The sequence below is a fragment of the Magnetospirillum sp. XM-1 genome (assembly GCF_001511835.1).
Lineage (GTDB): Bacteria > Pseudomonadota > Alphaproteobacteria > Rhodospirillales > Magnetospirillaceae > Phaeospirillum.
On record NZ_LN997848.1, the window covers coordinates 1,289,295 to 1,314,129 of the forward strand.

Consider the following 24,835-nt stretch of genomic DNA (forward strand, 5'->3'; position numbering starts at 1 on the left):
GACGTGTTCGGCCGGCCGCTTCTGTGGCGGTCCTGGCGACTCCCTTGGGCGCAATCATGCATGGAACCGGCATCTGATTCCACCGGTTCAGTCAAGTCTCTCTTCAATCAGGGCGATTTCAATGTCCGCCGCCGCCCGCGCTGGGGTGACGGACCGGCTGCAGCAGGGGCAGCAGCAATAGGCCCAGGGCGAACACCACCCCCATTAGCAGCAGGGTGTCGCCGAAGGCCATGGTCATGGCTTCGCGCCGGGCCAGCTGCGACAAAAGCTTCATCGCCGCCCGTTCCGCGCCCCCGTCCAGCAGGGGTGTCAGGCGGGCCGACAGGCCGTCCAGCATGAGCTGCGCCGTTCCCCTTGCCGCCGTCAGGGTCTCGGACAGGCGGCCGAGATGAAGGTCGAGCCGGTGGGTCAGCACCGTGTTGATGGCGGCCAGCCCGATGGCGCCGCCTAAGTTGCGCATCAGGTTGTAAAGGCCGGACGCGTTCTGCACCTTGTCGGCCGGCAGATGCCCCAGCGCCACGGCGTTGATGGGCACGAAGCAGAACATCAGCGACAGGCCGCGCACCGCCTGGGGCAGGAACATTTCCCAATAGCCCCATTCCGAGGTGAGATGGCTGTTCAGCCACAGCCCGCCGCCGAACAGGGCAAGGCCCAGGCCCAGCATGTAGCGCAGGTCCATGTGGCGGGCCAGGTTGCCGGCCAGCGGCGCCGACAGGGCCTGGAAGGCGCCGGTGACCATCATGGTCAGCCCGATCTCCAGGGCGGAATAGCCCCGCACGCGGCCGAGATAGAGCGGGATGACGTAGACCGAGCCGTACAGCCCGATGCCGATGATGAAGGAATAGAGGCAGCCCACCGTGAAATTGCTGTCGGAAAAGGCGCGCAGGTCCACGACGGGGTTCTTCGCCGAAAGCTCACGCCAGACGAAGCCCAGCCCGGCCAGGGCCGAGATCAGCGACACCAGCACGATGCGGCGGTCCTCGAACCAGTCGTCGCCGGGGCCTTCCTCCAGCACGTATTGCAGCGCGCCCAGGAACACCGCCACCAGGACGATGCCCGCCATGTCGAAGCCCTTCAGCATATGAAGCTGGGGCTTGTCCTTGCGGCCGAACAGCCAGACCAGGGTGGCGACCGCCGCGCCGGGCACCACGTTGACCAGGAACAGCCAATGCCAGCTCCAGGTCTCGGTCAGCCAGCCGCCCAGCGTCGGGCCGATGGTCGGCGCCATGGTGGCGGTCAGGCCGATCACCACCGACATGCTGGCCTGCATGCGCGGCGGAAAGATGATGTAGGTGGAGGCGAACACCGTGGGGATCATGGCGCCGCCTAAGAAGCCCTGGATGGCGCGGAAGGCGATCATGGATTCGATGCTCCACGACACGGCGCAGGCGGCGCTGGCCAGCGTGAAGGTGACGCAGGAGGCGAAGAACAGATAGCGGGTCGACACCACCCGGGCCAGCCAGCCCGACAGCGGGATCATCACCACCTCGGCGATCAGGTAGGCGGTCTGCACCCAGCTGATCTCCTCGGCCGAGGCCGAGATGCCCGCCTGGATCTGGGCGATGGAGCTGGCGACGATCTGGATGTCCAGAATCGCCATGAACATGCCCACCACCATGGCCATGAAGCCCACCCAGTCGCGGGCCGTCACCACCCGGTCGTTGGGGTTGATGGGGGCAGGCGAGGTCACTTGTCGGACTCCCGCGTGTCCACCTTGACCACCACCGACAGGCCGGGGCGCAGTTGGCCGGCCAGCGGATTGTCATGATCCACCCGGATGCGGACGGGAATGCGCTGCACCACCTTGGTGAAGTTGCCGGTGGCGTTCTCGGGCGGCAGCAGGCTGAACTTGGCGCCCGACGCCGGGGCGAAGCTGTCCACCCGGCCGCCGATCACCGCGCCGGGGAAGGCGTCGACCTTGATCTCCACCCGGTTGCCGGGCTTCATACGGCCGATCTGGGTTTCCTTGAAATTGGCGTCGATCCACACGTCGGCGAGCGGCACCACCGCCAGCAACTGCTGGCCGGGCCGCACGTACTGGCCGTCGCGCACCGCCCGGTTGCCGACCACGCCGTCCAAGGGCGCGCGGATGGTGGTGGCCTCCAGTTCGGTCTCGGCCACGCTTAGGGTGGCCTTGGCCTGTTCCAGTTGGGCCAGGGCGACATGGCGCTCGGAGGCCAGCACCGTCAACTGGCGGCGTGCCGCCTGCAGCCCCGCGCCCGAACCGGTCAGGCCGGCCTCGGCGCGGGCCGCGTCGGCCTGGGAGACGTCGAAGCGCTGGCGGCTGACGTAATCCTCGCGCACCAGACGCCGCGAGCGCTCGAAATCGGCCTTGGCGCGGACCATCTCGGCCCGGGCGGCGGAGATGGAGGCCCCCGACTGGGCGACCACCGCCTCTTGCACCGCCACCTTGTCGTCGATCTGGATCAGCTGGGCCAGGCGGGCCTTCACCTGTCCCGTGGCCTCCTCCACGCGGGCGCGGTAGTCGCGGGGATCGATGCGCAGCAGCACGTCGCCCTTGGCTACCGGGCGGTTGTCCCGGGCCACCAGCTCCACCACGTGACCCGCCACCTTGGGCGAGATTGCGGTGATGTCGCCGTCCACATAGGCGTCGTCGGTGCTTTCCATCCACCGCCAGTCCTGGGACCAGCGATAGGCGCTCCATCCCGCGACGGAGACAAGGGCAAGGGCGGCGGCGAGGGCGATGGGCTTCTTCATGGCAGCGTCCAAAAACTAAACCGTTCAGTTCAGTTTATAGCGTCGCCGTCCGGGCCGAGTCAACGAATCCGATATCGGCGGCGGCACAAGGAGCGGAACTTACCAAAGTTTAAGCCGCCGGCGGACTTCCGCTGTGGCTCTTCGCGTCTTAACTCAAGTCTAATGCCCGGCCATGCGTCCGGGCCGATCATCCGCAAGGGAGAAACCGATGCCCATGGACAAGGCGCTTCACGACAGCAAACTGGCCCACGACCATGACCGGGCGTTCAAGGCCCGGGCCCGTGGCGTCAAGATGGCGGGTTTATGGGCCGCGGAACGGCTTGGCCTGTCCGGCGCCGCCGCCGAGGAATTCGCCCGCAGCGTCGTCGCCACCGATTTCGACGAACCGGGCGACGAGGACGTCATCGGCCGCCTGCGTACCGAGCTGGCGGCTTCCGGCGTGTCGGAGGCCGAAATTCGCGCGGCGCTGACCCGTTGCCTGACCGAAGCGGAAGCAAGATCCCCGTAACGGGCGAGGACGAGGGGCATGGAAATACTTCTCGGCGGGCTGGCCGTCTCGTTTCTGGGCAAGGCGGCATGGCTGTGGCTGGTGTTCCTGGGACTGGTCGTGCTGCTGCTGGTTCTGGACCTGGGCGTCCTGCACCGCAAGGAGCGCGAGATCGGCGTGGGCGAGAGCCTTGCCCTCAGCCTGGGTTACATCACGGTCGGCTTGGCGTTCGGGGCCTGGATCTGGCTCACCATGGGGGCCGAGCCGGGGCTCAACTACCTGACCGGGTTCGCCGTGGAAAAGAGCCTGGCGCTCGACAACATCTTCGTCATTTCCATGATCTTCTCCTATTTCGCCGTGCCCAGGCGGCACCAGCACCGGGTGCTGTTCTGGGGCGTGCTGGGGGTGATCGTGCTGCGCGGCATCATGATCGGCCTGGGCGCCGCCCTGGTGGAGCGGTTCGACTGGATCTTGTGGCTGTTCGGCGCCTTCCTGGCGGTCACGGGCGTCAAGATGCTGGTGGTGGCCGACCATGCGCCGGGGGACCTGTCCGACAACCCGGTGCTGCGTTTCCTGCGCAAGCGTCTCAGGGTGACGCCGGAGCTTCACGGCCACCACTTCTTCGTCCGCCAGGCCAGTAGCGGCGGCCGGACGGTGTGGTGGGCGACGCCGCTCTTCCTCTGCCTGATCCTGGTGGAACTGGCCGACATCGTCTTCGCGGTGGACAGCGTTCCCGCCATCTTCGCCATCACCACCGATCCCTATATCGTCTACACCTCGAACATCTTCGCCATCCTGGGGCTTCGGGCGCTGTACTTCGCCCTGGCCGCCATGATCCACCGCTTCACCTATCTCAAATACGCGCTGGCCCTGGTCCTGGTGTTCATCGGCGGCAAGATCTTCTGGGCGCAAGTCTACGGCAAGCCCGACCCGGCGCTGACCCTGGCGGTGACCATCGGCCTGATCGGCGGCGGCGTGGCGGTGTCCCTGTGGCGCTCGCGGAACGCCCCCCCGCCGGTGCCCGAGGATGGGAGGGCCGGGTGACCCATGGCTCCTCTCCGGTCCGCCGTCTGGCCGGTCTAAGGCGGCTGGGCGCCGGTTCGGGTCCGACCATGGCCCAGGTGGTGGACCATCTGGCCGACCGCTCCACCCCGCTGGGCGTCATCCTGATGGCGGCCCTGGCCATGGTGCCCTCGCCGGGCCTGCCCCTGGGGGTGCTCACCGGACTGGCCATCGCCTGGCTGGCGGGCGCCGCCTTGTGGGGCCGCCCGGGCGGATTGCCGGAGACGCTGTCGCGACGGACCCTGCCGCGGCCCATCCTCGAAGCGGCGCTGCGCCGGCTGGTGCCCCTCATGCGGCGCGTCGAGCGGCGGACGCGGTCCCGGCTGGCGCCGCTGGCCCAGGGCCGGGGCGCCATGGTCGCCCAGGCCGCCATCGTGCTGCAGGGACTGGTGCTGGCCGTGCCCCTGCCGTTCGGCAACATCGCCCCCGCCCTGGCCATTCTGCTGCTTGCCGCCGGGCTGCTGTGGCGGGATGGCCTGGGGGTGCTGCTCGGCCATGCGCTTGGTGTGGCGTCGGTGGGGGTGATTTTGGGGCTGGGATGGTCGGCGCTGGTCCTGGCGACCTGACGTTTACTTCAAAGCAACAGTTTTATGAGTATGGCGGCAATTGTTGATTCGCTATTTGGGCATTAGATGTCAGGTCAGGACAGTTCGCTCACGGAAAAGGACCCGACAATGACGCTCACTCTTCGTCCCGCCGCCGCACGCGGCCATGCCGAGCACGGCTGGCTCAGCAGCCGCCACAGCTTTTCCTTCGCCGATTATTTCGATCCGGCCCATATGGGGTTTCGCACGCTTCGGGTGATCAACGAGGATTGGGTGGCGCCCAAGACCGGCTTCGGCACCCATCCCCACCGCGACATGGAGATCCTGACCTATGTGATCGCCGGCGCGGTGGCCCACAAGGACAGTACGGGGGGTGAAGGCGTCATTCGCCGGGGCGAGGTTCAGGTGATGAGCGCCGGCACCGGCATCCGCCATTCCGAGATGAACCCGCTGCCCGACGAGACCCTGCATCTGCTGCAGATCTGGATTCTGCCCGAGGCCCAGCGCCTGATCCCCGGTTACGCCCAGGCTCTGTTCGATGACGAGTCCAAGCGCGACCGGCTGCGCCTGATCGCGTCGCGCGACGGCCGGGACGGGTCGCTGGTCATCCATCAGGACGCCTCGGTCTACGCCAGCATCCTGGGTTCGGGCCGCGGCCTGTCCCATGATCTGGCCGAGGGGCGCGGCGCCTGGGTGCAGGTGGTGGCCGGCGCCCTGGCGGTCAACGGGCAGGTTGTGTCGGCCGGCGACGGCGTCGCCATCGAGAACGCGGCGGCGGTGACTCTGGCCTCGGAGAACGGGGCGGAGATCGTGCTGTTCGACCTGGGGTGATTCGCACCATCCTCACTCCCTCCCCCCACCTATGGTGGGGGGAGAGGATGTTGGGACCGTCTCAAAACAAAACCCCCGCCGGTCGCCCGGCGGGGGTTTGTCTTGGTCCGATCAGGCGGCTTAGTGCAGCTTGCCCGGCAGGTCCTTGATGGCGTTGTCCACCAGGGCGCCGGTCTGGGCGGCCGACAGGCTGTCGCCGATGACCTTCTGGGCGGCGCCGATGGCGACGTCCACGGCCAGGTTCTGGACTTCGCGCAGCGCCTGGGCCTCGGCCTGGGCGATGCGGTCCATGGCCATCTGCTCGCGGCGCTTCATGGAGACCTCGAGATCCTTGGCCGCCTGCTTGGCGAGGCGCTCGGCCTCGGCCTTGGCGTGGGCGATGATCTCCTCGGCTTCCTTCATGGCGTCACGCTGCTTGCGCTGATAGGTGGCCAGCATTTCCTGGGCCTCCTCGCGCAGCTTGTGAGCCTCGTCCAGGCGGGCCTTGATCTTGGCCGAGCGGGCGTCCAGCGCGGCGGCGATGGCGCGGCTGACCGGCTTGAAGGCCATGGCCACCACCAGGATGAAGGCCAGGTCCACCCAGAAGTGGGCCTGCTGGTAGAAGGCGCCATGGGCGGCGTGGGCGGCGTCGGCGGCGTAAGCGACGGAAATCATTTGCCGTGCTCCTTGAGGGCGCTGGCGACGGCGGCCTCGAGCCGGCCGGTGTCGGCAGGGCTGCCCACCAGACGGGCGATGGTCGCGCCGGCGACGTCGAGGGCGACGTCACGGACGTTGGCCAGGGCCTTGTCCTTGGCTTCGGCGATGCGGGACTCGCCGGCCTTGACCTGATCGGCCAGACGGGCGGCAAGCTCGCGGTTGCGGGTCTCGGCTTCGGCCGACAGGCGGTCCGAGGCTTCCTTGATCACCGACTGGGCGTGGGCGCGGGATTCGGCCAGGGCCTTTTCATAGGCGGCCACGGCGGCCTCGGCTTCGGCCTTCAGCTGAGCGGCCTTGTCGAGGTTGTCGTCGATCTTGCGCTGACGCTCGTCGAGAACGGCGCCGATCTTGGGCAGGGCCACCGTCGACATCACGAAGTACAGAGTGACGAAGGTGAGCGCCAGCCAGAACAGCTGCGGCGCAAAGAAGGTGGGATCGAATTGAGGCATCCCAAAGCTCCCAAACGGGGAAGGCCCGAAAAACTGTACGGAGCGGCGGTTGACCCGCGGCAAGGCGCTTCGTAGAGCGCTTTGCCGCGGATTCTACCGTCCCGTCGGATAACTCTTCGCGATTAGGCGAAGAGGACCATCAGAGCGACGACCAGGGCGAACAGCGCGATCGCCTCGGTCACCGCGAAGCCGATCCAGCCGTACAGCTCGACATTGGCCTTGGCGGAGGGGTTGCGGCCAACGGTGGCGATCAGGTTCGCCCAGATGTTGCCCACGCCGATACCCGAACCGATCATGCCGATGGCAGCCAGACCGGCACCGATGAACTTAGCAGCGCTCGCTTCCATTTACTCAACTCCTTCAGGACAAAACGGAACAGATTGAAACTCGAAACGTCCTCGCCGGCGAACCGCCCGGCCAGCCACTTAGTGCATGTGGATGGCGTCGTGCAGGTAGATGCAGGAGAGGATGGTGAACACATAGGCCTGCAGCAGCGCGATACCGAATTCCAGCACCGTGATGGCCGACAGGAAGGCGAAGGGAACAACGCCCGGGATCAGGTAGAACGCGCCCAGCGACACCACGAAACCGCCCATGACCTTGAGGATGATGTGACCCACGGTCATGTTGGCGAAGAGACGGACGGCGAGGCTGAAGGGACGCGAGAAGTACGAGATCAGCTCGATGGGGATCAGGATGACCGCCGTCGCGATGGGCGCGCCGTGCGGGAAGAACATCCGCAGGTAATGGGTGCCGTGACGGGCGAAGCCGATGGCGGTGACGCCGACGAACACCACCAGCGCCATGGCGAAGGTGACGATCACGTGGCTGGTGTAGGTGAAGCCGATCACCGGGATCGGCATCATGCCCAGCAGGTTGCCGAACAGCACGAACATGAACAGCGAGAAGATGAAGGGGAAATACTTCCGGCCTTCCTGGCCCACGTTGTCGCGCAGCATTCCGGCGATGAATTCGTAGAACACCTCGGCCATGGACTGCCAGCGGCCGGGCACCAGGGCGCGGGACCGGACCGACAGGGTCAGGAACAGGGTGATCAGGCAGATGGACAGCACCATCATGGCAGAGGAATTGGTGAACGAGATGTCCACGCTCCCTACCTTGAGCGGAACCAACGGCTGGATCTTGAACTGCTCGATCGGATTAGCCACCGCTTTGCCTCTCTTAATGGTCCTTCGCCGGATCCTCTCCGGCACCTTCGGCTCTCCGTTGCGCCCGGCCCAGGCCCACCGTCTCGTCCATGCCGCGCATAAGGCGGTACACGTTCATGACGCCGGCCGCTCCGCCCAGGAGCAGGAAAACCACCATCAGCCAGGGGGCGGTCTTCAGCCAGGCGTCCAACGCCCAACCGATGCCGGTCCCCACCAGCACGCTCGTCACCAATTCGACGCCGATGCGCATCCCCAGACCCATTCCGGTCGGCTTTCCACGCCGTTCCGGTCCGCGACCCGAGTCCTCTTCCTCCCTGGCGCGCGCAGCGCGCAGACGGGCGTCGAGGTCATCGAAAGACGGGGGAGTCTCGCGGTCAGCCATAGGTCGGTCCTCGAAATTCCCCCTTCTGGCCCCTTGGTGCCAAAAGCGCGGGCACCATAAGGTCTGGACCCACCCGTGTCAAGGACTCAAACCGGCCGGGCCAATATGCTGATTTGCATTGTGAAATCAGGGGATTTGACGGGTCGCGGCGGCGGAGTTGCTGCGATGCGAAAAGATTCTTCCCACCCGAGGGGGTGGCGTCAGGCGGGAGTCACCTTGTCTCTGAGCAACTCGGCCTGGGCGAGATCGACCGAGACCAGCTGGGAGACGCCGCGTTCGGCCATGGTGACGCCGTAGAGGCGGTCCATGCGGGCCATGGTCATGCGGTGGTGGGTGACGATCAGGAAGCGGGTCTTGGTGGCGCGCGCGATGCCTTCCACCAGCGAGCAGAAGCGGTCGACATTGGCGTCGTCCAAGGGCGCGTCCACCTCGTCGAGCACGCAGATGGGCGCCGGGTTGGTCATGAACACCGCGAACAGCAGGGCCAGCGCGGTCAGCGCCTGTTCGCCGCCCGACAGCAATGACAGCTGTTGCAGCCGTTTGCCCGGCGGGCTGGCCATGATCTCCAGGCCGGCTTCCAGCGGATCGGCGGATTCGGTGAGCGCCAGATGGGCGCGGCCGCCGCCGAACAGTTTGACGAACAGGTCGCGGAAATGCTGGTCCACCGCCTGGAAGCTGGCCAGCAGGCGTTCGCGCCCCTCGCGGTTCAAATCGCCGATGGCGTGGCGCAGCTTGGCGATGGCGGCCAGCAGGTCGTCCTTTTCCGCCACCATGCCGGCGATGCGGGCCTCCAGCTCTTCGACCTCCTGCTCGGCACGCAGGTTGACCGGGCCCATGTTGTCGCGCTCGCGTTGCAGGCGATCCAGCTTGCGTTGCAGCTCCTCGGGGTCGGGGCGCTCCTCCTCCACCAGACCGGCCACCTCGCGCAATTGCTCGGGCGTCATGTCCAGGCGCTCGCCGATGCGCACCGCCACGGCGCGGCAGGCCTGGTCGGCGGCGGAGACGGCGGCCTCGCGCCGGATGCGCTCCTCGCGGGCGTTGGCCAGCAGGGCCTCGGCCTCGCGCATGCGGCGGTCGGCCTCGGCCAGACGCTGCTCGGCCGAGACCAGTGCGTCGGCGGCGGCCTTGCGCGCCGCTTCCGCCGCTTCCAGGCGCTCGAACAGCTCCTCGCGGCGCCGGGCGATGGTGTCGGGCAGGCTGGCGAGGCGCTCGATCTCCAGCGCGATCTCCTCGCGCCGTTCGGCCAGTTCCTCCACATGGGCCTTGGCGGCTTCGGCGCGGGCCCGCCAGGATTTGGCGTCGCCGTCCAGCGCATCCAGGCGGCGGCGGCGCTCGGCCCCTTCGCGGGCCACGCCGTCCAGGGCGGAGCGGGCCTCCACCAGCACGGAACGGCGCTCGGCCAGGGTGGCGCGCAACATGTTGACCTTGTCGCGGCCGTCGCTGGATTCGGGGAAGGCGGCCACCGCCTCGCGGGCCTCGGCCAGTTCCTCGGCCGCCTGGACATGGTCGGCGCGGGAATCCTCCCAGGCCTGGGTGGCGGCGGCCAGACGGGTCTCGAAGGCGGCGAAGCGTTGGGACAGCTTGGCATGGGAGTCGCGGGCCTTGGCGGCCTCGGATTCTGCCTGTTTGACGGAGTCCTTGGCGCGGCGCTCGGCCTCGGCGGCAGTGTCCACTTCGCGGGTGGCGGCCTCGACCTTCTCCTCGGCCTCCTCCACCCCGATGGACGCGTCGTCGAGCGCCGCGTCCAGCTCGCGCAGCCGGTTGCGCTGGGCGAGGCGAAGGGCCATGGGCGACGGCGCGCCCGAGCGGGCCACATAGCCGTCCCAGCGCCACAGATCGCCCTCGGGCGTCACCAGACGCTGGCCCACCGCCAGCCGGGGGCGCAAGGCTTCGCCCAAAGCCATGTCCTTGACCACGCCCACCTGGGAGAGGCGGCGCGCCAGTTGTGGCGGAGCGGCGACGAAGCGGGACAGGGGCTCGGCGCCATCGGGCAAAACGGGGGGATGGTCCAGCGGCCCCAAATCTTCCCAGTGGAGCGGCGCCGAGGCGTCGATGGGGGCGGAAAGATCCTCGCCCAGGGCGGCGGCCAAAGCGGGCTCGAAGCCGGTGCGGGCTGAAATGTCGTCCAGCACCGGGCGATGGTCGCCGGCCTTGCCTTGCGCCAGCACCTGGCGCAGGCCATCGGCCTCGGCGGCGAGGCGGGACTTGGCGGCGCTGGCGGCCTGGAAGGAATCGCGGGCGGATTCGCGCGCCGCCAGGGCCTCCACCCGCCGGCGGTCGGCGGTTTCGGCCTGTTCCCGGGATTCCTCCAGGAATTCCAGGGTCTCCTCCAGCTCCATCTCCAGCGCGGTGAGGTCCGAGCGGTCGATGCTCTCGCCCTCCACCTCGGCCTTCTGGCGCTCGGCCTGGGCCAGACGCTCGGCGAGGCGGGCAAGGCGGGTCTCGCATTCCGACAGGCGGCGCAGTGCGGCCGCGCGCTCGGCGTCGGCGGCGGCCACCTCCTCCATCAGGGCGGAGAGTTCCTGTTCCACCACCACCACCGCCTCGGCGGCCAGATCGACGGCTTCCTCGGCGCGCAGCTTGGCTTCGGCCTCGCCCTCGCCGGCCTCGGCCAGCAGGGCGCGTTCCTCCTCCAGCCGGGCCAGGGCTTGGGCGCTGTCGGCGGCGCGGGCATGCTCGCGCTGCAAATCGGCCCCGGCCTGCTCCAGCCGGCGCTCCAGGTCGCGGCGCAGCTCGGCGAGGCGGCCTTCCTCGGCCTCCAACTGCTCGCGCTCGGCCATCACCTTCTGCAGGGTGCTGGCGGAATCGGCCTCGGCGCGGCGCAGATCGGGCAGGCCGGCGGCGGTCTCCGCCTGCTGGGCCGAGGCGTTCGCGGCGTGGCCGGTGGCTTCCTCCACCTTCATCTCGGCTTCGCGGAAGGCGGAGCGGGCCGCGTCGACGGCGACCAGGGCCTCCAGCCAGCCGAGATACAGCACCTGGGCCTCGATGCGGCGGATCTGCTCCGACAGCGTGCGGTAGCGGTTGGCCTGCCGCGCCTGCTTTTGCAGCGACTTCAACTGCTCGTCCAGGGTGTTGAGCACGTCGTCCAGGCGCGACAGGTTGAGCTCGGCGTTTTTCAGCCGCAGCTCGGCCTCGTGCCGGCGGGAGTAAAGGCCCGAGATGCCCGCCGCCTCTTCCAGCAGCGAGCGGCGGTCGGCGGGCTTGGCGTTGATCAGGGCGCCGACGCGGCCCTGGCTGACCAGACCGCTCGAGCGCGCCCCCGTGGCGGCGTCGGCGAACAGCAATTGGACGTCGCGGGCCCGCGTATCGGCGCCGTTGATGCGGTAGTTCGAGCCGTTGCCCCGCTCGATGCGGCGCATGACCTCGATCTCGTCGCGGTCGAACTGGGGCGGCGCGGTGCGCGCCGTGTTGTCGAGGCCCAGCATCACCTCGGCGACGTTGCGGGCGGGGCGTCCCGATGTGCCGCCGAAGATGACGTCGTCCATCTCGCCGCCGCGCATCTGGCGGGCCGAGGTCTCGCCCATGACCCAGCGCAGCGCCTCGATGAGGTTGGATTTGCCGCAGCCGTTGGGGCCGACCACGCCGGTCATGCCGGGCTCGATCAGGAGCTCCGCCGGATCGACGAAGGACTTGAAGCCCGACAGACGCAGCTTGGTGAACTGGATCACCAGGGTTGGACCCTTGAGGTTATTACTTGGACGCGGCCTTCAGCGCCTTGTCCAGCTGGTCGTAGGGGATGGCGCCGGGGACGACCTTGCCGTTGATGATCAGCGAAGGCGTGCTTTCCACGCCCAGCTTCTCGTTGCCGTCCTTGGCGCGCTCGTTGATGGCGTTGGCCAGGTCCTGGCGCTTCAGGCAGTCGTCCACCTTGTCCTCGCCCATGCCCGCCAGCTTGGCCAGCTTCTTCAGCTCGACCAGCGGGTTCTGGGACTGCATCCACTTGTCCTGCTGCTCCATGATCAGGGCCAGCAGGCCGAAATAGCGGTCGGGGCCGGCGCAATGGGCGATCATGGACGCGCCCACCGACAGGCCGCGCGGGCCGGTGGGGAAGTCGCGGTAGATCAGCTTGGCCTTGCCGGTCTCGATCCACTCGCTCTTGAACTTGGGCAGCGTGGTCTTGTGGAAGGTGGCGCAGTGCGGGCAGGTGGTCGAGGCGTACTCGATCACCGTGAGCGGCGCGTCGGGCTTGCCCAGGACCTGGTCGATGGGATAGCTGAGATCGGCGGCGGCGGCGGTCTGGCTCACCAGGAACAGCGCCGCGACGGCGCCGAGCAGACGAATGAACGGCTTCACCTTGAGGTCCCTCCGGGAAACGGAAATCCGGGCGGGATATTAGGAGGTGAGGCGCCCGCGCACAAGGCGTAGGGACTCAATAGGACGTCGGGGCGGCGGTGGATGCCGGCGGCGCGGCGGGCTGGGGCGCTTCTTCCGCGCCCTCGGGAACGTGGCCCCACATGAACAGGATCACCACCAGCACCGCAACGACCATGGTGACCATGATGAAATAGCGGATCAGCCCGTAGTCGCGGGTCATCTCGGCGAGATCCTGAAACGCATTCATCCGGCCACCTTCGTGCGGCACTCGGTGTTGTGGAACAGTATATGGGATGGGGTTAGCATTTGGTTAGCCCTATCCTTGGGCCAGCCGGCGGCCCAGGCGCTCCAGCACGTCGCGCAATTCCGGGTCCTCCACCTGGGCCAGCCGGTCCAGCGCGGGCGGCGGCGAGGAGGGGGCGGCGGGCCTGGCGGCCGGCGGCTTGCCGGATTCGGGCAGGGGGCCCTGGCGCAGTTTCAGGCGCGCCACCGCCTTCCAGCCGAAATAGCCGTTGATGCGCTCCAGGATCAGCGGTTCCAGGTGCTGCATCTCGAGCGCGAAGGCGCCTGAATCCACCTTGACCGTCAAGGTGCCCTCGGTGCGCTCCTTCGGCGGGAACTTGATGCCCAGCGGCAGGGTGTGGCTGGCCACGGCGCTGCCCACGATGGCCGGCCAGTCCACCACCAGGGTGCCGCCGGCGAAGCCGTGCCGGCCGAAGACGGGCCGCGTGACCCGGTCGCTGGGCACGGCGATGGACACCAATCCATGGGTGCGGCGCTCGTCGGATGTCTTGGTCTTTGCATCGGCCATGGCCTCAGCATACCCGAGGGCGGGAATTTGCACTATGGTCGGGGCATGCTCGATGCCGACCTCGCCCCGATCCTGCTTTCCTGGTACGACCGCGACCGCCGCGCCCTGCCGTGGCGCTACGCTCCCGGGGCGGCCGCCGACCCCTATCACGTCTGGCTGTCCGAGGTGATGCTGCAGCAGACCACCGTGGCGGCGGTGATTCCCTATTTCCGGGATTTCACCCGCCGCTGGCCCCGCGTCGAGGATCTGGCCGCCGCGCCGGTGGACGACGTGATGGCCGCCTGGGCGGGCCTGGGCTATTACGCAAGGGCGCGCAACCTGCACGCCTGCGCCAAGCGGGTGGCGGAATGGCGGGGCGGGCGCTTTCCCGACGACGAGGAATCCCTGCGCCAGCTGCCGGGAATCGGCGAGTACACCGCAGCAGCCATCGCCGCCATCGCCTTCGGCAAGCGGGCGGTGGTGGTGGACGGCAACGTAGAACGGGTGATGGCGCGGATGTTCGCCGTTTCCGAGCCGCTACCGGCCTCCAAGCCGCGCCTCAAGGAGCTGGCGGCCTCGCTGACGCCAGAGTTTCGTCCGGGCGATTACGCCCAGGCGGTGATGGACCTGGGCGCCACCATCTGCACGCCGAAAAGCCCGGCCTGCGGCCTTTGCCCCTGGCGGTCCGCCTGCCGCGCCCAAGGGTTGGGCATCGCCGAGACCCTGCCGGCCAAGACGGCTAGGCCCGAGCGCCCGACGCGCAAGGGCGTCGCCTTCTGGCTGACGGCGCCCGACGGTTCGGTGCTGCTGCGCCGCCGTCCCCCTACGGGTTTGCTGGGCGGCATGATGGAATTTCCCTCCACCGAATGGCGGGACTCCGGGTGGAGCCTGGACGAGGCGGTGCCGGCCGCGCCGCTGGCGCCGAAATCGTGGACGCTGCTGCCCGGGCTGGTGACCCACACCTTCACCCATTTTCATCTGGAACTGGCCGTCGCCGCCGGGCGCACCCCTGCCCAGGCGGCGGTTCGTGGTGTATGGTGCCCGCTGGACCGGCTGGAGGACCAGGCGCTGCCCACCCTGATGCGCAAGGTGGCCCGCCACGCTTTGGCCAAGGCTTATTCGAGGAACCGGGAATGACGATGCGAAAGCTTGCCCTGCTCTGCGCCCTGTCGCTGGCCGCCGCTACAGCGCTTCCCGCCACCGCCCAGATACGCCAGCCGGGCCGCCCGGCCCAGACGCCCGAGCCTTCCCGGGGCAGCGAGTTGACCGAGCGCCTGCTGCTGCTGCCCCCTGCCGGCTGGCAGGAGGCCGGCACCGTCCGTGGGCAGAACGCGCTGACCACTCACCTGTTCCCGCCCGGCCAGAACGCCGAGAAGTGGAACGAGATGCTGTCCATCCAGGTGATGGGCGACGCGCGGGCCGACGCGCGCGAGCACATCCAGCGGATCGTCGAGGCCAGCCGCACCAATTGCGAGGCCTCGGGTCCCAGCCCGGTGACCGAGGGGATGGTCAACGGCTATCCGGTCTCGACGTTGACCGTCACCTGCACCAAGGGACGCCAGAGCGGACTGGGCGGCCTGGTGGCGGTCAAGGCCATCCGGGGCGCCCAGGCGCTCTACGTGGTCCAGCGCATCTGGCGCGGCCAGCCCTTCGAGCGCAATTCCACCGCGCCGGTGTCAAGCGAGATGCTGAAGGAATGGTCCGAATTCCTGCGCGGCGTCGCGGTCTGCGACGAGGCCGACCCGCAACGGCATCCCTGCCCGAAGTGAGGGCTCCCCTCCCGACCTCCCCCCGGCTTGCCGGGGGAGGGTTGGGGAGGGGGCCTCGACGGCCCTATTTGCAGATGGTGATGCCCGGCCCCGCCTCGGCGCAGATCAGCTTGCGGTTGCCGAAGCGGGCCACCGACAGGCCCTCGCTCCGCTGGATGATCAGCTTCTGCTCGCCGATCATGCCGATCATGTTGCCCTGGGAATCCTTGGCCACGGTCATGGGGCGTCCGGCCAGCCTGGAATAGGCCACGCCCTCGCCGCCCTTGAGAATGATCGTCTCGCCGGCATCGGTGCACGACAGGGTCTCGCCCTGGGTGATGCAGACTCCCGCCTGGGCCGGAGCCGCCATCAGGAGGACGAGGACGGCAACGCGACGGATCAATGCAGCTCCGCCCGGATCTTCTGGCGCAGCACGTCGATGGGCAGATAATCCTCGCCCGCCGCCTGGAAATGCCAGTAGGTCCAGCCGTTGCAGGCCGGAGCGCCCTGGACCAGCGCGCCCACCTTGTGAATGGAGCCCCGGTGGTCGTCGGTGATCAGGGTGCCGTCGGCGCGCACCTTGGCCACCTTGTCCTTGCGGGTGCCGCCGAACAGCAGGTCGCCGGGGGTGAGCAGGCCGCGTTCCAGCACGGTGCCGAAGGGAATGCGGGGCTCGGCCCGCTTGGACGGCGTCATCAGCAGCGACGGATCGGCCACCGGGATCACCTTGGCGATGCGCTCCTTGGCGGCGGCGATGTAGTCGGGGTCGCGCTCGCAGCCGATGTAGGAGCGGCCCAGCTTCTTGGCCACCGCGCCGGTGGTGCCGGTGCCGAAGAAGGGGTCCAGCACCACGTCGCCCGGCTTGGTCGACGCCATGATCACGCGGTACAGCAGGGATTCCGGCTTCTGGGTCGGGTGGGTCTTGCGCCCGGCCTTGCGCAGGCGCTCGGCCCCGGTGCACAGCGGCAGGGTCCAGTCGCTGCGCATCTGCAGATCGTCGTTCAGCGACTTCATGGAATCGTAGTTGAAGGTGTAGCGCGAATCCGACGACTTGGCGCACCAGATCATGGTCTCGTGGGCGTTGGTGAAGCGGGTGCCCTTGAAGTTGGGCATGGGGTTGCTCTTGCGCCAGACGATGTCGTTCAGCATCCAGAAGCCCAGGTCCTGCAGGATGGCGCCCACCCGGAAGATGTTGTGGTAGCTGCCGATCACCCACAGCCCGCCGTCGTCCTTCAGCACCCGGCGCGCCGCCTTCAGCCATTCGCGGGTGAACTGGTCATAGGCGGCGAAGTCGGAGAAGCGGTCCCAATCCTCGTCCACCCCGTCCACCTTGGAATTGTTGGGGCGCAGCAACTCGCCGCCCAGCTGCAGGTTATAGGGCGGATCGGCGAAGACCAGATCCACCGAACCGGCGGGCAGGGAGTTCATCATGGCGATGCAATCGCCGGAGAGAATGGTGTTGAGAGGCAGGGTCATGGCGGACCGATTCAAATGAGTTGGAAGACTCAATTTGAGTCAAACATGAGAGTCCGTCAAGAACCTCTTGGAATCTAATGATTCATCGCTACAGGTTGTGATTTATCCACAGGCTTCATATCAAGATGCGGTGATCGAGGGCGATCACCGCACCCTCAAGCGCCGGGCGCGGGCCTTAAGCCCGCTTGGCTCCCGCGCCATAAGGCGCGCGGCCCCTTGGACCTAGCCAAGCCCTTCAGCGGGGCTTGGCCTTAGAGCAGCACATGTTGGGCCACGGGGGCGAAGGAGCGGCGATGGTGGGGGGTGGGGCCCAGGCGTTTCAGCGCGTCCAGATGCTCGGCCGTGCCGTATCCGGCGTTCCGCTCCCAGCCGAATTCCGGGTGGGACAGGGCCAGTTCGGCCATCATTGCGTCGCGCCGCACCTTGGCCACCACCGAGGCGGCGGCGATGGACAGCGAGATGCCGTCGCCGCCCACCACGCAGCGCACCGGGCAGGGGAGTTTCGGCGGCCGGTTGCCGTCCACCAGGGCCAGGGCGCAATCGCGGCCCAGCGCGCCATAGGCCCGGCGCATGGCGAGAAAGGTGGCCTGCAGGATGTTGAGGCGGTCGATCTCTTCCACCGAGGCCTCGCCGAAGCCGATGATGGCGGTCGCCGGCACCAGTTCGGCCAGTTCCTCGCGGATACGCTTGGACAGCTTCTTCGAATCGTCGAGGCGCTCCAGCAGGGTCTTGGGCAGGCGGGCGGGGTCCAGGATCACGGCGGCGGTCACCACCGGCCCGGCCAAGGGCCCGCGGCCCACCTCGTCGATACCGCAGACCGCGCCGCCGATCTCAGATTCCAGAGCCAGGTCCGGCATTGGGATCATCCCTCCATGAGCCGCGATGGGCCAGCATCCGCGCCCGCCGGGCGGTGCGGGCCAGGCTGCGGGCCTCTTCGCCGTAGAGCCGCGAGACCAGATCGCGGAACGAATGGACATGCACCGCCGCCACCCGGTGCATGCGCCGCATGGTGAACAGCCAGAAGGGCGACAGCACCAGGGACAGCACGGTGACGGCCACCACCAGCTTGGTCTCCTGGGCGCTGATCAGCTTTACCGCCTTGCCGGTCTCGGCCAGCAGGAACGAGAACTCGCCGATCTGGGCCAGGGCGACGCCGGCCAGGAAGGCGCTGGGCCAGTCCTGGCGGGCGAGGCGCAGCGCCGTGACGTTGAGCGCTGTCTTGAACAGGGTGACCATGGCCAGCAGGGTGAGAACGGTGCCGAGATTCTTCCAGATGAACTTGAAGTCGAGCAGCAGCCCGATGGACAGGAAGAACACCATCAGCAGCACGCTGCCGATGGGCTGGGCGCGCTTTAAGAGCACGTCGCGCTGGGCGGAATTGCCCAGCACCACGCCGCCCAGGAAGGCGCCGTAGGCCGGCGACAGGTCGAGAACGCCCGACACCGCCGCCGTGCCGAAGCACCAGGCGAGCGCCGACAGGGTGGCCAGGTCGGAATCCCGGGACAGCCGGGCGGTGAGCGGCAGGTCGACCCGGCGCTTGGACAGCCACCAGAACAGCACCGCCAGGAACAGCACCGAAAGGACCACCCGGGCCATGTCGGCGGGCAGCAGCGCCTTGGTCTGCAGGGATTCCAGCACCAGCATCATGGGCACCACCGCCATGTCCTGGGCGATCAGGATGCCCAGCGTGGTGCGCCCCACCGGCGTGTCCAGCTCGTCCGAGGCCTCCAGCACCTTGATCACCACGGCGGTGGACGACACCGCCACGGCGCAGCCCAGCACCACCGAGAGCCCCAGGCTCCAGCCCAGGACGTGGCGCAGCGCCAGGGCGGTGCCGACGCTGCCCATGATCTGCAGCAGCGTGGTGAACACCGCCGTCTTCCACACGCCCAGGAAGCGCGAGATGTCCAGTTTCATGCCGATGACGAACAGCAGCATCAGCACGCCGAATTCGGCCAGGACGGCCACGGCGTCGCGGTTGCTGACCAGTCCGAAGCCGCTCGGCCCCAGCACCACGCCGGCCAGGATGTAGCCGACGATGGCCGGCTGCCTCAGGCGCGCCATCAGTCCGCCGCACAGCACGGCGGCCAGGGCGACGATGGCGGCATAGGTCAGTTCGGGATGATGCAAATCCATGGCGGAAGGCTACAGCATGCGCACGGCCATGAACTTGGCCTCGGCGGCGGCGAGCGAATCGCCGGCGATGGTGGCGTCGGCGATGGCGCCCTCCTTCAGCAGGACCAGGCGCCGCGCCAGGCGTTCCGGCTCGGGCAGTTCCGCCTTGTGGCACATCTCGCCCAGGGTCTCGACGATGCGCCGCTTGTGATCGGCGGCGACCCGGTGGATGGGGTCGTTGGCCTCGGCGTATTCGGCGGCCGCCTTGACGAAGGGACAGCCGCGAAACGCCTCGGGCTCGGCGCCGCCGATGGCGGCTTCGCCCCGGAACCACTCGCCCAGCGCCTCGAACATGTTCAGCACCTGGGCGCGCGGCGTGCCGCCCATGGCCTGCATACGGCCGAACAGCCAGTCGCGGAACTGCCGGTCGCGCAGTTCCAGCGCCGCCACGATCAGGTCCTCCTTGGACTTGAAGTGGTGATAGAGCGTCATCTTGGTCAGCCCGGCCGCGTCCAGGATGGCGGCGATGCCGGTGGCGTGGAAGCCGTCGCGCAGGAACAGGCGGAGCGCCGCCAGCACCAGATCGTCGCGGCGAGAGGGAGGAGGCATCCGTCATCTCCTTTCTAGACCAACCGGTCGGGCAAGCATGATGCCAGCTTGGCGTCAGGTTCCACAACACCCCTTTGCGCACGCCGCCATTGCTTTAGGACGCGCCGATCCTTATGTGTTGCCCACCATGGACGACACCAAGACCAATCTTATCGGCCTGTCGCGCGACCAGTTGATCGCCGAGATGGCCCAAATCGGCGAGAAGCCCTTCCGCGCCAAGCAGCTGTGGCACTGGATGTACAATCGCGGCGAGACCGATTTCGCCAAGATGACCTCCATCTCCAAGACCATGCAGGGTCATCTGGCCGAGCGCTATGTGGTGCGCCGCCCGCAGGTGACCAAGGAGCTGACCAGCACCGACACCACCCGCAAGTGGCTGCTGAAGTTCGACGACGGCCACGAGGCCGAGACCGTCTACATCCCCGACGCCGACGAGGAGCGCGGCGCGGTGTGCATCTCCACCCAGGTGGGCTGCACGCTGACCTGCCGCTTCTGCCATACCGGCACCCAGCTCTTGGTGCGCAACCTGTCGGCGGCCGAGATCGTCGGGCAGTTCATGGTGGCCCGCGATTCCTATGGCGAGTGGCCGACGCCCGACGACGGCGGCCGCCTCTTGTCCAACATCGTGGTGATGGGCATGGGCGAGCCCCTCTACAATTTCGAGAACGTCGCCACGGCGCTGGAAATCGCCATGGACGGCGAAGGCATCGGCATCTCAAAGCGGCGCATCACGCTGTCCACCTCGGGCGTGGTGCCCATGATGAAGGAATGCGGCGAGCGGCTCGGCGTCAACCTCGCCATCTCGCTGCACGCGGTGACCGACGAGATCCGCGACCGCATCATGCCCATCAACAAGAAGTACCCCTTGAAGGAGCTGATGGCCGCCTGCCGCGACTATCCCGGCGCCTCCAACGCCCGGCGCATCACCTTCGAATACATCATGCTGAAGGGGGTCAACGATTCGCCGGCCGACGCCCGCGCCCTGATCAAGCTGGTCAGGGGCCTGCCGGCCAAGTTCAACCTGATCCCGTTCAATCCCTGGCCGGGCTCGGAGTTCGAGACCCCCGACATCAAGACCACCAAGGCGTTCTCGGACATCTTGCAAGATGCCGGCTATTCCGCCCCCATCCGCATGCCCCGGGGCCGCGACATCCTGGCCGCCTGCGGCCAGCTGCGCTCGGAAAGCCAGCGGGAGCGGGCCAGCCTCGCCAAGGCCCGCGCCGCCCAGGGGATCGCGGACGAGCACCACGGGTAGGATGCGGCCGGGACGGCCGCGCTCCATACCATATTGGAGCGCGGGCATCCTGCCCGCATGACGGTCGGGACGGAGACGAACCTTGCCTCGGGCGCGGCTTTGCCTATACTGCGCCGCCAAATCCCTCCCCCATCTCGGAAAGGCGTTTGCCATGAAGGGCGAAGTCAAGAAGGTCGTTCTGGCCTATTCCGGCGGTCTCGACACCTCCATCATCCTGCGTTGGCTGCAGGACCAGTATCAGTGCGAGGTGGTGACCTTCACCGCCGATCTCGGCCAGGGCGAGGAGCTGGAACCGGCCCGCGCCAAGGCCCGCCTGATGGGCATCAAGGAAGAGAACATCTTCATCGACGACCTGCGCGAGGAATTCGTCCGCGACTTCGTCTTCCCGATGTTCCGCGCCAACGCGCTGTACGAGGGCGTCTACCTGCTGGGCACCTCCATCGCCCGGCCGCTGATCTCCAAGCGCCAGATCGAGATCGCCAACATGGTCGGCGCCGATGCGGTGTCCCATGGCGCCACCGGCAAGGGCAACGACCAGGTGCGCTTCGAGATGGGCTATTACGCCTTGAAGCCCGACATCAAGGTGATCGCGCCGTGGCGCCTGTGGGATCTGACCAGCCGCACCAAGCTGCTGGACTTCGCCGAGAAGCACCAGATTCCCATCGCCAAGGACAAGCGCGGCGAGGCGCCTTACTCCACCGACGCCAACCTGCTGCACATCTCCTATGAGGGCAAGGCGCTGGAAGACCCGTGGGTCGAGCCCTTCGAGGACATGTACACCCGCTCGGTCTCGCCCGAGAACGCGCCGGACAAGCCCACCTATATCGAAATCGAGTTCGAGAAGGGCGACGCGGTGGCCATCGACGGCGTGCGCATGAGCCCGGCCACCCTGCTGACCAAGCTGAACGAGCTGGGCGGCGCCAACGGCATCGGCCGCCTGGACCTGGTGGAAAACCGCTTCGTCGGCATGAAGTCCCGCGGCGTCTACGAGACCCCCGGCGGTTCCGTGCTGATCGTGGCGCACCGCGCCATGGAAAGCCTGACGCTCGATCGCGGCGAGTCCCACCTGAAGGACGAGCTGATGCCCCGCTATGCCGAGCTGATCTACAACGGCTTCTGGTTCGCGCCCGAGCGCATCGCCATCCAGACCATGATCGACAAGGTCAGCGAGAACGTCACCGGCACCGTGCGCCTCAAGCTCTACAAGGGCGTCGCCTCGGTGGTCGGCCGCAAGTCGCCCAAGTCGCTCTACCGCATGGACTACGTCACCTTCGAGGAAGACTCGGTCTACGACCAGCGCGACGCCCAGGGCTTCATCAAGCTCAATGCGCTGCGCATGCGCCTGGCCAAGATGGCTCGCGGGTAGGTAGAATACCTTATGCGCGATTGTTTGTTTGGAGGGCCCCGCCATGGCGGGGCCCTTTCCTTATGGGGAATTTGATCTATCCGCTTTACGTCCCCAATCACCTTTTATACCATTGGTTAAGGCCTCTCCCCCGGAATGGTAGTTTTCTTGCCCCCCGCCACCGCCAGCAGCTCAAGCCTCTCCGCCAAGCCCCTGAAGTGGTGGCCGCTGGCGCTGTGGGTCGCCGCCATGGCGGTCGTCGTCGTCTGGTCCGCCATGACCGTCATCCGCGACCGCGAGGCCTTTCTGGCCCAGGCGGCCTTCCGCACCCAATCCATGGCCGACCTCGCCGCCGAGCAGGTGCTGCGCACCGTCGAGGGCGCCGATACCGCGCTTCAGGCTGCCCGCATCCAGTTTCGCAGCATGGGCGACTGGGACGCGGTGTCCAAGGACCGCAAGACCTGGCAGATGCTCCGTGACTACGCGGATGCGCTGTCGGCCGTCCCCATCCTCTATCTGGTGGATCAGACCGGGGCGATCCGGCTGCACGGCCAGAGCTTTCCTTTCCGGCCGTTGTCCATCGCCGAGCGGGAATATTTCAAGCTCCACCGGGACACCCCCGCCGACATGGCCCAGGTCAGCGCACCTGTCATCGGTGCGGTCACCGGCAATCAGGTCATCATCGTCAGCCGCCGGCTGTTCAATCCCGATGGCGGTTTCGCCGGCGTGGCCGGCGCAACCATGAGGGCCGACGCCTTCCAGGCGTTCTTTCAGACGCTTAGCCTGGGCGACGGCTCCATCGTCAACCTGCAGCGCGGCGACGGCGTCATCCTGGCCCGCCACCCCGTCAGGGACGGGGCCGTGGGCTCGAAGGTCGACAATTCCAAGGTCTTTCCCGCCATTTCCGAAGGCGGCGTCAAGGGAACCGCGGTTACCACCTCGCCCCTGGACGGGGTGGCCCGGGTCACGGCGTTCCGGCGCATCGAGCGATACGGCCTGGTGCTCATCGCCGCCATTCCGGTGGAAACCGTGCTGGGCGAGTGGCGGCGCCAGACGATCCGCCTGGCCGGCATGGTGGGAACGGGCATCCTGTCGCTCACCGCGCTGTTCGTGATGCTGCTGCGGCGCTATCACAACGAGGTCGCGGCCCGCACCGAGCTCAAGAACAGCGAGGCGACCTTAAGCCGCGCCCAAAGTGTCGCCCATATCGGCTCGTGGCAGGTGGAATTGCCCACCGACCGGGTCCGCTGGTCGGAGGAGACCTACCGCATCTTCGGCCTTTCTCCGGGGATTCCGGTTTCCATGGCCGCCGTGATGGAGATGATTCATCCCGAGGACCGCGAACGGGTGCGCGAGGGGCTGGACGCTCTCAGGGGCGGCGGCGGCTTCGAGGTGGAGCATCGCATCATCGCCGCCAGCGGCGAGGTTAAATGGGTGACGGCCCGCGCCCAGATCACCAAATCCGAGACGGGAGAGCCGCTGGAGATCCTGGGCACCGTCCAGGACATCACCGAGAAGATGCGGGCCGAAACCGCCATCCGCGAGCACCAGGCCCTGCTGCTGGAGGTCCAGAGCGTCGCCAACCTGGGCTATTACGATTACGACATGCGGACTGACCGCTGGCGTTCGTCGCCGATCCTCGACGAGATTTTCGGCATCGGCCCCGATTATCCCCGCAGCGGCCAGGGCTGGCTCGATCTCGTGACTCCCGACATGAGGGCCGAAATGGCGGCCTATCTGGGCGAGGTCCAGGCCGGCGACCACGATTTCGACAGAGCCTACACCATCACCCGCCACGGCGACCGAGCCCCGCGCTGGGTGGCCGGCCTGGGCAAGGTCGAGCGCGACGCCGACGGCAAGCCGGTCCGCATGGTCGGCACCATCAGAGACATCACCGAACAGCGCCGCGCCGAGCAGGAATTGCGCGACAAGGCCGCCGAACTGGAGCGCTCCAACACCGAGCTCGAGCAGTTCGCCTATGTGGCCAGCCATGACCTGCGCGAGCCGTTGCGCATGGTCTCCTCCTACGTGGACCTGCTGGCCCGGCGTTACGGCGACAAGCTGGGCGACGACGCCCGCGAGTTCATCGCCTTCGCCAAGGACGGCGCGTCGCGCATGGATCGCCTGATCCTCGACCTCCTGGAATACTCCCGCATCGGCCGCATCACCCGGCCCATGCTGCCGGTGGCCCTGGGGCCGGTGGTGGAGCGGGCCTTGCGCGCCCTGGCGCCCAAGATCGAGGAAAGCGGCGCCGAAATCGCCACGCCGCCCGAAGTCCTGCCCACCGTGCTGGGCGACGGCGAGGAACTGATGCGTCTGTTCCAGAACCTGATCGGCAACGCCATCAAGTACCGCTCGCCCGAGCGTGCGCCGGTGATCTCCATCGAAGCCGAGAACACCGGCAAGGAGTGGATCATCACCGTGGTCGACAACGGCATCGGCATCGAGCCCAAGTATTACGACCGCGTCTTCCTGATCTTCCAGCGCCTGCACCGCCGGGGCGAATTCGAAGGCACCGGCATCGGGCTGGCCGTCTGCAAGAAGATCGTCGAGCACCATGGCGGCCGCATTTGGGTGACCTCCACCCCCGGCGAAGGCACCCGCTTCTCGGTCACCCTGCCGCCCATCGGGCAGGTGTAGGGGGCGGATTGCCCGGGCGGTCTTGGCAAGGAATTCGGGCTGTTTTAGACCATCGAGCCTTAAATCTGTGCCATCTCAGCTCTCGTCATGCCCGGACTTGTTCCGGGCATCCACGTGACTCCATCTGGGATAGTGGCCGAACGGTCCCACGTGGATGGCCGGGTCGAGCCCGGCCATGACGAGGTGACAGGGTGCTTCCTGCAC

Annotated in this window: 25 protein-coding genes; 9 read left to right on the plus strand and 16 right to left on the minus strand. The window is 67.6% G+C overall.

Annotated features, from left to right (window positions below):
• Positions 1–118: 118 nt before the first annotated feature.
• Together XM1_RS06145 and XM1_RS06150 are read right to left on the minus strand one after the other, a co-directional pair.
• Positions 119–1,690, minus strand: a complete 1,572-nt coding sequence (locus XM1_RS06145) for a DHA2 family efflux MFS transporter permease subunit (protein WP_068431307.1) — start codon at positions 1,688–1,690, stop codon at positions 119–121.
• Positions 1,687–2,718 (minus strand): HlyD family secretion protein, encoded by a 1,032-nt coding sequence (locus tag XM1_RS06150; RefSeq protein WP_068431308.1) that lies wholly within the window; start codon positions 2,716–2,718, stop codon positions 1,687–1,689. The genes XM1_RS06145 and XM1_RS06150 overlap by 4 nt, the downstream gene beginning before the upstream one ends.
• A gap of 208 nt (positions 2,719–2,926) precedes the next feature.
• Between XM1_RS06150 and XM1_RS06155 the strand changes: the two genes are divergently transcribed.
• The 4 genes from XM1_RS06155 to XM1_RS06170 all read left to right on the plus strand — a co-directional run bounded on the left by XM1_RS06155 (position 2,927) and on the right by XM1_RS06170 (position 5,643).
• Complete coding sequence (locus XM1_RS06155) at positions 2,927–3,226, plus strand: DUF1476 domain-containing protein (protein WP_068431312.1); 300 nt, start codon at positions 2,927–2,929, stop codon at positions 3,224–3,226.
• 18 nt (positions 3,227–3,244) lie between these two features.
• Positions 3,245–4,249, plus strand: coding sequence for a TerC family protein (locus XM1_RS06160; RefSeq protein WP_068431315.1), 1,005 nt, complete (start codon positions 3,245–3,247; stop codon positions 4,247–4,249).
• Positions 4,246–4,833, plus strand: a complete 588-nt coding sequence (locus tag XM1_RS06165; RefSeq protein WP_068431316.1) for an exopolysaccharide biosynthesis protein — start codon at positions 4,246–4,248, stop codon at positions 4,831–4,833. The genes XM1_RS06160 and XM1_RS06165 overlap by 4 nt, the downstream gene beginning before the upstream one ends.
• Before the next feature lie 108 nt (positions 4,834–4,941).
• Positions 4,942–5,643, plus strand: coding sequence for a pirin family protein (locus XM1_RS06170; protein ID WP_068431322.1), 702 nt, complete (start codon positions 4,942–4,944; stop codon positions 5,641–5,643).
• A 120-nt stretch (positions 5,644–5,763) separates the two neighbouring features.
• Here the strand turns inward: XM1_RS06170 and XM1_RS06175 are convergent, their stop codons facing one another.
• The 9 genes from XM1_RS06175 to XM1_RS06215 form a co-directional block, all read right to left on the minus strand.
• Complete coding sequence (locus XM1_RS06175) at positions 5,764–6,297, minus strand: ATP synthase subunit B (protein ID WP_068431323.1); 534 nt, start codon at positions 6,295–6,297, stop codon at positions 5,764–5,766.
• On the minus strand, positions 6,294–6,788 hold the full coding sequence (locus XM1_RS06180; protein ID WP_068431326.1) for an ATP synthase subunit B: 495 nt from the start codon (positions 6,786–6,788) through the stop codon (positions 6,294–6,296). The genes XM1_RS06175 and XM1_RS06180 overlap by 4 nt, the downstream gene beginning before the upstream one ends.
• Before the next feature lie 122 nt (positions 6,789–6,910).
• Positions 6,911–7,135 (minus strand): F0F1 ATP synthase subunit C, encoded by a 225-nt coding sequence (locus tag XM1_RS06185; RefSeq protein ID WP_009870554.1) that lies wholly within the window; start codon positions 7,133–7,135, stop codon positions 6,911–6,913.
• A gap of 78 nt (positions 7,136–7,213) precedes the next feature.
• Positions 7,214–7,957 carry a F0F1 ATP synthase subunit A gene (locus XM1_RS06190; RefSeq protein WP_068431333.1) on the minus strand — a complete coding sequence of 248 codons (744 nt, stop codon included), beginning with the start codon at positions 7,955–7,957 and terminating at the stop codon, positions 7,214–7,216.
• Positions 7,958–7,970: 13 nt separating this feature from the next.
• Positions 7,971–8,339, minus strand: coding sequence for an AtpZ/AtpI family protein (locus tag XM1_RS06195; protein WP_068431344.1), 369 nt, complete (start codon positions 8,337–8,339; stop codon positions 7,971–7,973).
• Between the two features lie 200 nt (positions 8,340–8,539).
• Positions 8,540–12,007, minus strand: a complete 3,468-nt coding sequence (gene smc, locus XM1_RS06200) for a chromosome segregation protein SMC (protein ID WP_068431346.1) — start codon at positions 12,005–12,007, stop codon at positions 8,540–8,542.
• A gap of 22 nt (positions 12,008–12,029) precedes the next feature.
• Complete coding sequence (locus XM1_RS06205; RefSeq protein ID WP_068431347.1) at positions 12,030–12,632, minus strand: DsbA family protein; 603 nt, start codon at positions 12,630–12,632, stop codon at positions 12,030–12,032.
• 76 nt (positions 12,633–12,708) lie between these two features.
• Complete coding sequence (locus tag XM1_RS06210; protein WP_068431350.1) at positions 12,709–12,900, minus strand: hypothetical protein; 192 nt, start codon at positions 12,898–12,900, stop codon at positions 12,709–12,711.
• 69 nt (positions 12,901–12,969) lie between these two features.
• Positions 12,970–13,464: a DUF721 domain-containing protein gene (locus XM1_RS06215; RefSeq protein ID WP_068431354.1), complete on the minus strand. Its 495-nt coding sequence runs from the start codon at positions 13,462–13,464 to the stop codon at positions 12,970–12,972.
• A 45-nt stretch (positions 13,465–13,509) separates the two neighbouring features.
• Between XM1_RS06215 and mutY the strand changes: the two genes are divergently transcribed.
• Both mutY and XM1_RS06225 read left to right on the plus strand, forming a co-directional pair.
• Positions 13,510–14,580, plus strand: a complete 1,071-nt coding sequence (gene mutY, locus XM1_RS06220) for an A/G-specific adenine glycosylase (RefSeq protein WP_068431355.1) — start codon at positions 13,510–13,512, stop codon at positions 14,578–14,580.
• The gene (locus XM1_RS06225; protein ID WP_231920704.1) at positions 14,577–15,212 is read left to right on the plus strand and encodes a hypothetical protein; all 636 of its coding nucleotides are present in this window, start codon (positions 14,577–14,579) and stop codon (positions 15,210–15,212) included. Before mutY ends, XM1_RS06225 begins: the two co-directional genes overlap by 4 nt.
• Before the next feature lie 64 nt (positions 15,213–15,276).
• On the opposite strand, the gene XM1_RS06230 is transcribed toward XM1_RS06225, so the two are convergent.
• The 5 genes from XM1_RS06230 to XM1_RS06250 all read right to left on the minus strand — a co-directional run bounded on the left by XM1_RS06230 (position 15,277) and on the right by XM1_RS06250 (position 19,391).
• Positions 15,277–15,594, minus strand: coding sequence for a hypothetical protein (locus XM1_RS06230; protein ID WP_156428656.1), 318 nt, complete (start codon positions 15,592–15,594; stop codon positions 15,277–15,279).
• A complete protein-coding gene (locus XM1_RS06235; protein WP_068431367.1) occupies positions 15,591–16,667 on the minus strand; it encodes a site-specific DNA-methyltransferase in 1,077 nt (358 codons plus the stop codon). The genes XM1_RS06230 and XM1_RS06235 overlap by 4 nt, the downstream gene beginning before the upstream one ends.
• 251 nt (positions 16,668–16,918) lie before the next feature.
• Positions 16,919–17,524: a ribonuclease HII gene (locus XM1_RS06240; protein ID WP_068431381.1), complete on the minus strand. Its 606-nt coding sequence runs from the start codon at positions 17,522–17,524 to the stop codon at positions 16,919–16,921.
• Positions 17,499–18,803 (minus strand): iron transporter MagA, encoded by a 1,305-nt coding sequence (gene magA, locus XM1_RS06245; protein ID WP_068431384.1) that lies wholly within the window; start codon positions 18,801–18,803, stop codon positions 17,499–17,501. Before magA ends, XM1_RS06240 begins: the two co-directional genes overlap by 26 nt.
• 9 nt (positions 18,804–18,812) lie before the next feature.
• The gene (locus XM1_RS06250) at positions 18,813–19,391 is read right to left on the minus strand and encodes a TetR/AcrR family transcriptional regulator (RefSeq protein WP_068431387.1); all 579 of its coding nucleotides are present in this window, start codon (positions 19,389–19,391) and stop codon (positions 18,813–18,815) included.
• Positions 19,392–19,518: 127 nt separating this feature from the next.
• Here XM1_RS06250 and rlmN point away from each other — a divergent pair, with 127 nt between their 5' ends.
• The 3 genes from rlmN to XM1_RS06265 all read left to right on the plus strand — a co-directional run bounded on the left by rlmN (position 19,519) and on the right by XM1_RS06265 (position 24,631).
• Positions 19,519–20,646 (plus strand): 23S rRNA (adenine(2503)-C(2))-methyltransferase RlmN, encoded by a 1,128-nt coding sequence (gene rlmN, locus XM1_RS06255; RefSeq protein ID WP_068431394.1) that lies wholly within the window; start codon positions 19,519–19,521, stop codon positions 20,644–20,646.
• 151 nt (positions 20,647–20,797) lie between these two features.
• Positions 20,798–22,012, plus strand: coding sequence for an argininosuccinate synthase (locus tag XM1_RS06260; RefSeq protein WP_068431395.1), 1,215 nt, complete (start codon positions 20,798–20,800; stop codon positions 22,010–22,012).
• A 147-nt stretch (positions 22,013–22,159) separates the two neighbouring features.
• On the plus strand, positions 22,160–24,631 hold the full coding sequence (locus tag XM1_RS06265) for a PAS domain-containing protein (protein WP_068431401.1): 2,472 nt from the start codon (positions 22,160–22,162) through the stop codon (positions 24,629–24,631).
• Positions 24,632–24,835: the final 204 nt, after the last annotated feature.

Excerpts from the sequence above, each read along its gene's own strand:
- XM1_RS06215 (WP_068431354.1), bottom strand. The coding sequence starts at position 13,464 with ATGGCCGATGCAAAGACCAAGACATCCGACGAGCGCCGCACCCATGGA.
- XM1_RS06250 (WP_068431387.1), bottom strand. The coding sequence starts at position 19,391 with ATGCCTCCTCCCTCTCGCCGCGACGATCTGGTGCTGGCGGCGCTCCGC.
- XM1_RS06170 (WP_068431322.1), top strand. The coding sequence starts at position 4,942 with ATGACGCTCACTCTTCGTCCCGCCGCCGCACGCGGCCATGCCGAGCAC.
- XM1_RS06260 (WP_068431395.1), top strand. The coding sequence starts at position 20,798 with ATGAAGGGCGAAGTCAAGAAGGTCGTTCTGGCCTATTCCGGCGGTCTC.
- XM1_RS06160 (WP_068431315.1), top strand. The coding sequence starts at position 3,245 with ATGGAAATACTTCTCGGCGGGCTGGCCGTCTCGTTTCTGGGCAAGGCG.
- XM1_RS06225 (WP_231920704.1), top strand. The coding sequence starts at position 14,577 with ATGACGATGCGAAAGCTTGCCCTGCTCTGCGCCCTGTCGCTGGCCGCC.
- XM1_RS06195 (WP_068431344.1), bottom strand. The coding sequence starts at position 8,339 with ATGGCTGACCGCGAGACTCCCCCGTCTTTCGATGACCTCGACGCCCGT.
- XM1_RS06210 (WP_068431350.1), bottom strand. The coding sequence starts at position 12,900 with ATGAATGCGTTTCAGGATCTCGCCGAGATGACCCGCGACTACGGGCTG.
- XM1_RS06180 (WP_068431326.1), bottom strand. The coding sequence starts at position 6,788 with ATGCCTCAATTCGATCCCACCTTCTTTGCGCCGCAGCTGTTCTGGCTG.
- mutY (WP_068431355.1), top strand. The coding sequence starts at position 13,510 with ATGCTCGATGCCGACCTCGCCCCGATCCTGCTTTCCTGGTACGACCGC.
- rlmN (WP_068431394.1), top strand. The coding sequence starts at position 19,519 with ATGGACGACACCAAGACCAATCTTATCGGCCTGTCGCGCGACCAGTTG.
- XM1_RS06155 (WP_068431312.1), top strand. The coding sequence starts at position 2,927 with ATGCCCATGGACAAGGCGCTTCACGACAGCAAACTGGCCCACGACCAT.
- XM1_RS06175 (WP_068431323.1), bottom strand. The coding sequence starts at position 6,297 with ATGATTTCCGTCGCTTACGCCGCCGACGCCGCCCACGCCGCCCATGGC.
- XM1_RS06240 (WP_068431381.1), bottom strand. The coding sequence starts at position 17,524 with ATGCCGGACCTGGCTCTGGAATCTGAGATCGGCGGCGCGGTCTGCGGT.
- XM1_RS06235 (WP_068431367.1), bottom strand. The coding sequence starts at position 16,667 with ATGACCCTGCCTCTCAACACCATTCTCTCCGGCGATTGCATCGCCATG.
- XM1_RS06185 (WP_009870554.1), bottom strand. The coding sequence starts at position 7,135 with ATGGAAGCGAGCGCTGCTAAGTTCATCGGTGCCGGTCTGGCTGCCATC.
- magA (WP_068431384.1), bottom strand. The coding sequence starts at position 18,803 with ATGGATTTGCATCATCCCGAACTGACCTATGCCGCCATCGTCGCCCTG.
- XM1_RS06150 (WP_068431308.1), bottom strand. The coding sequence starts at position 2,718 with ATGAAGAAGCCCATCGCCCTCGCCGCCGCCCTTGCCCTTGTCTCCGTC.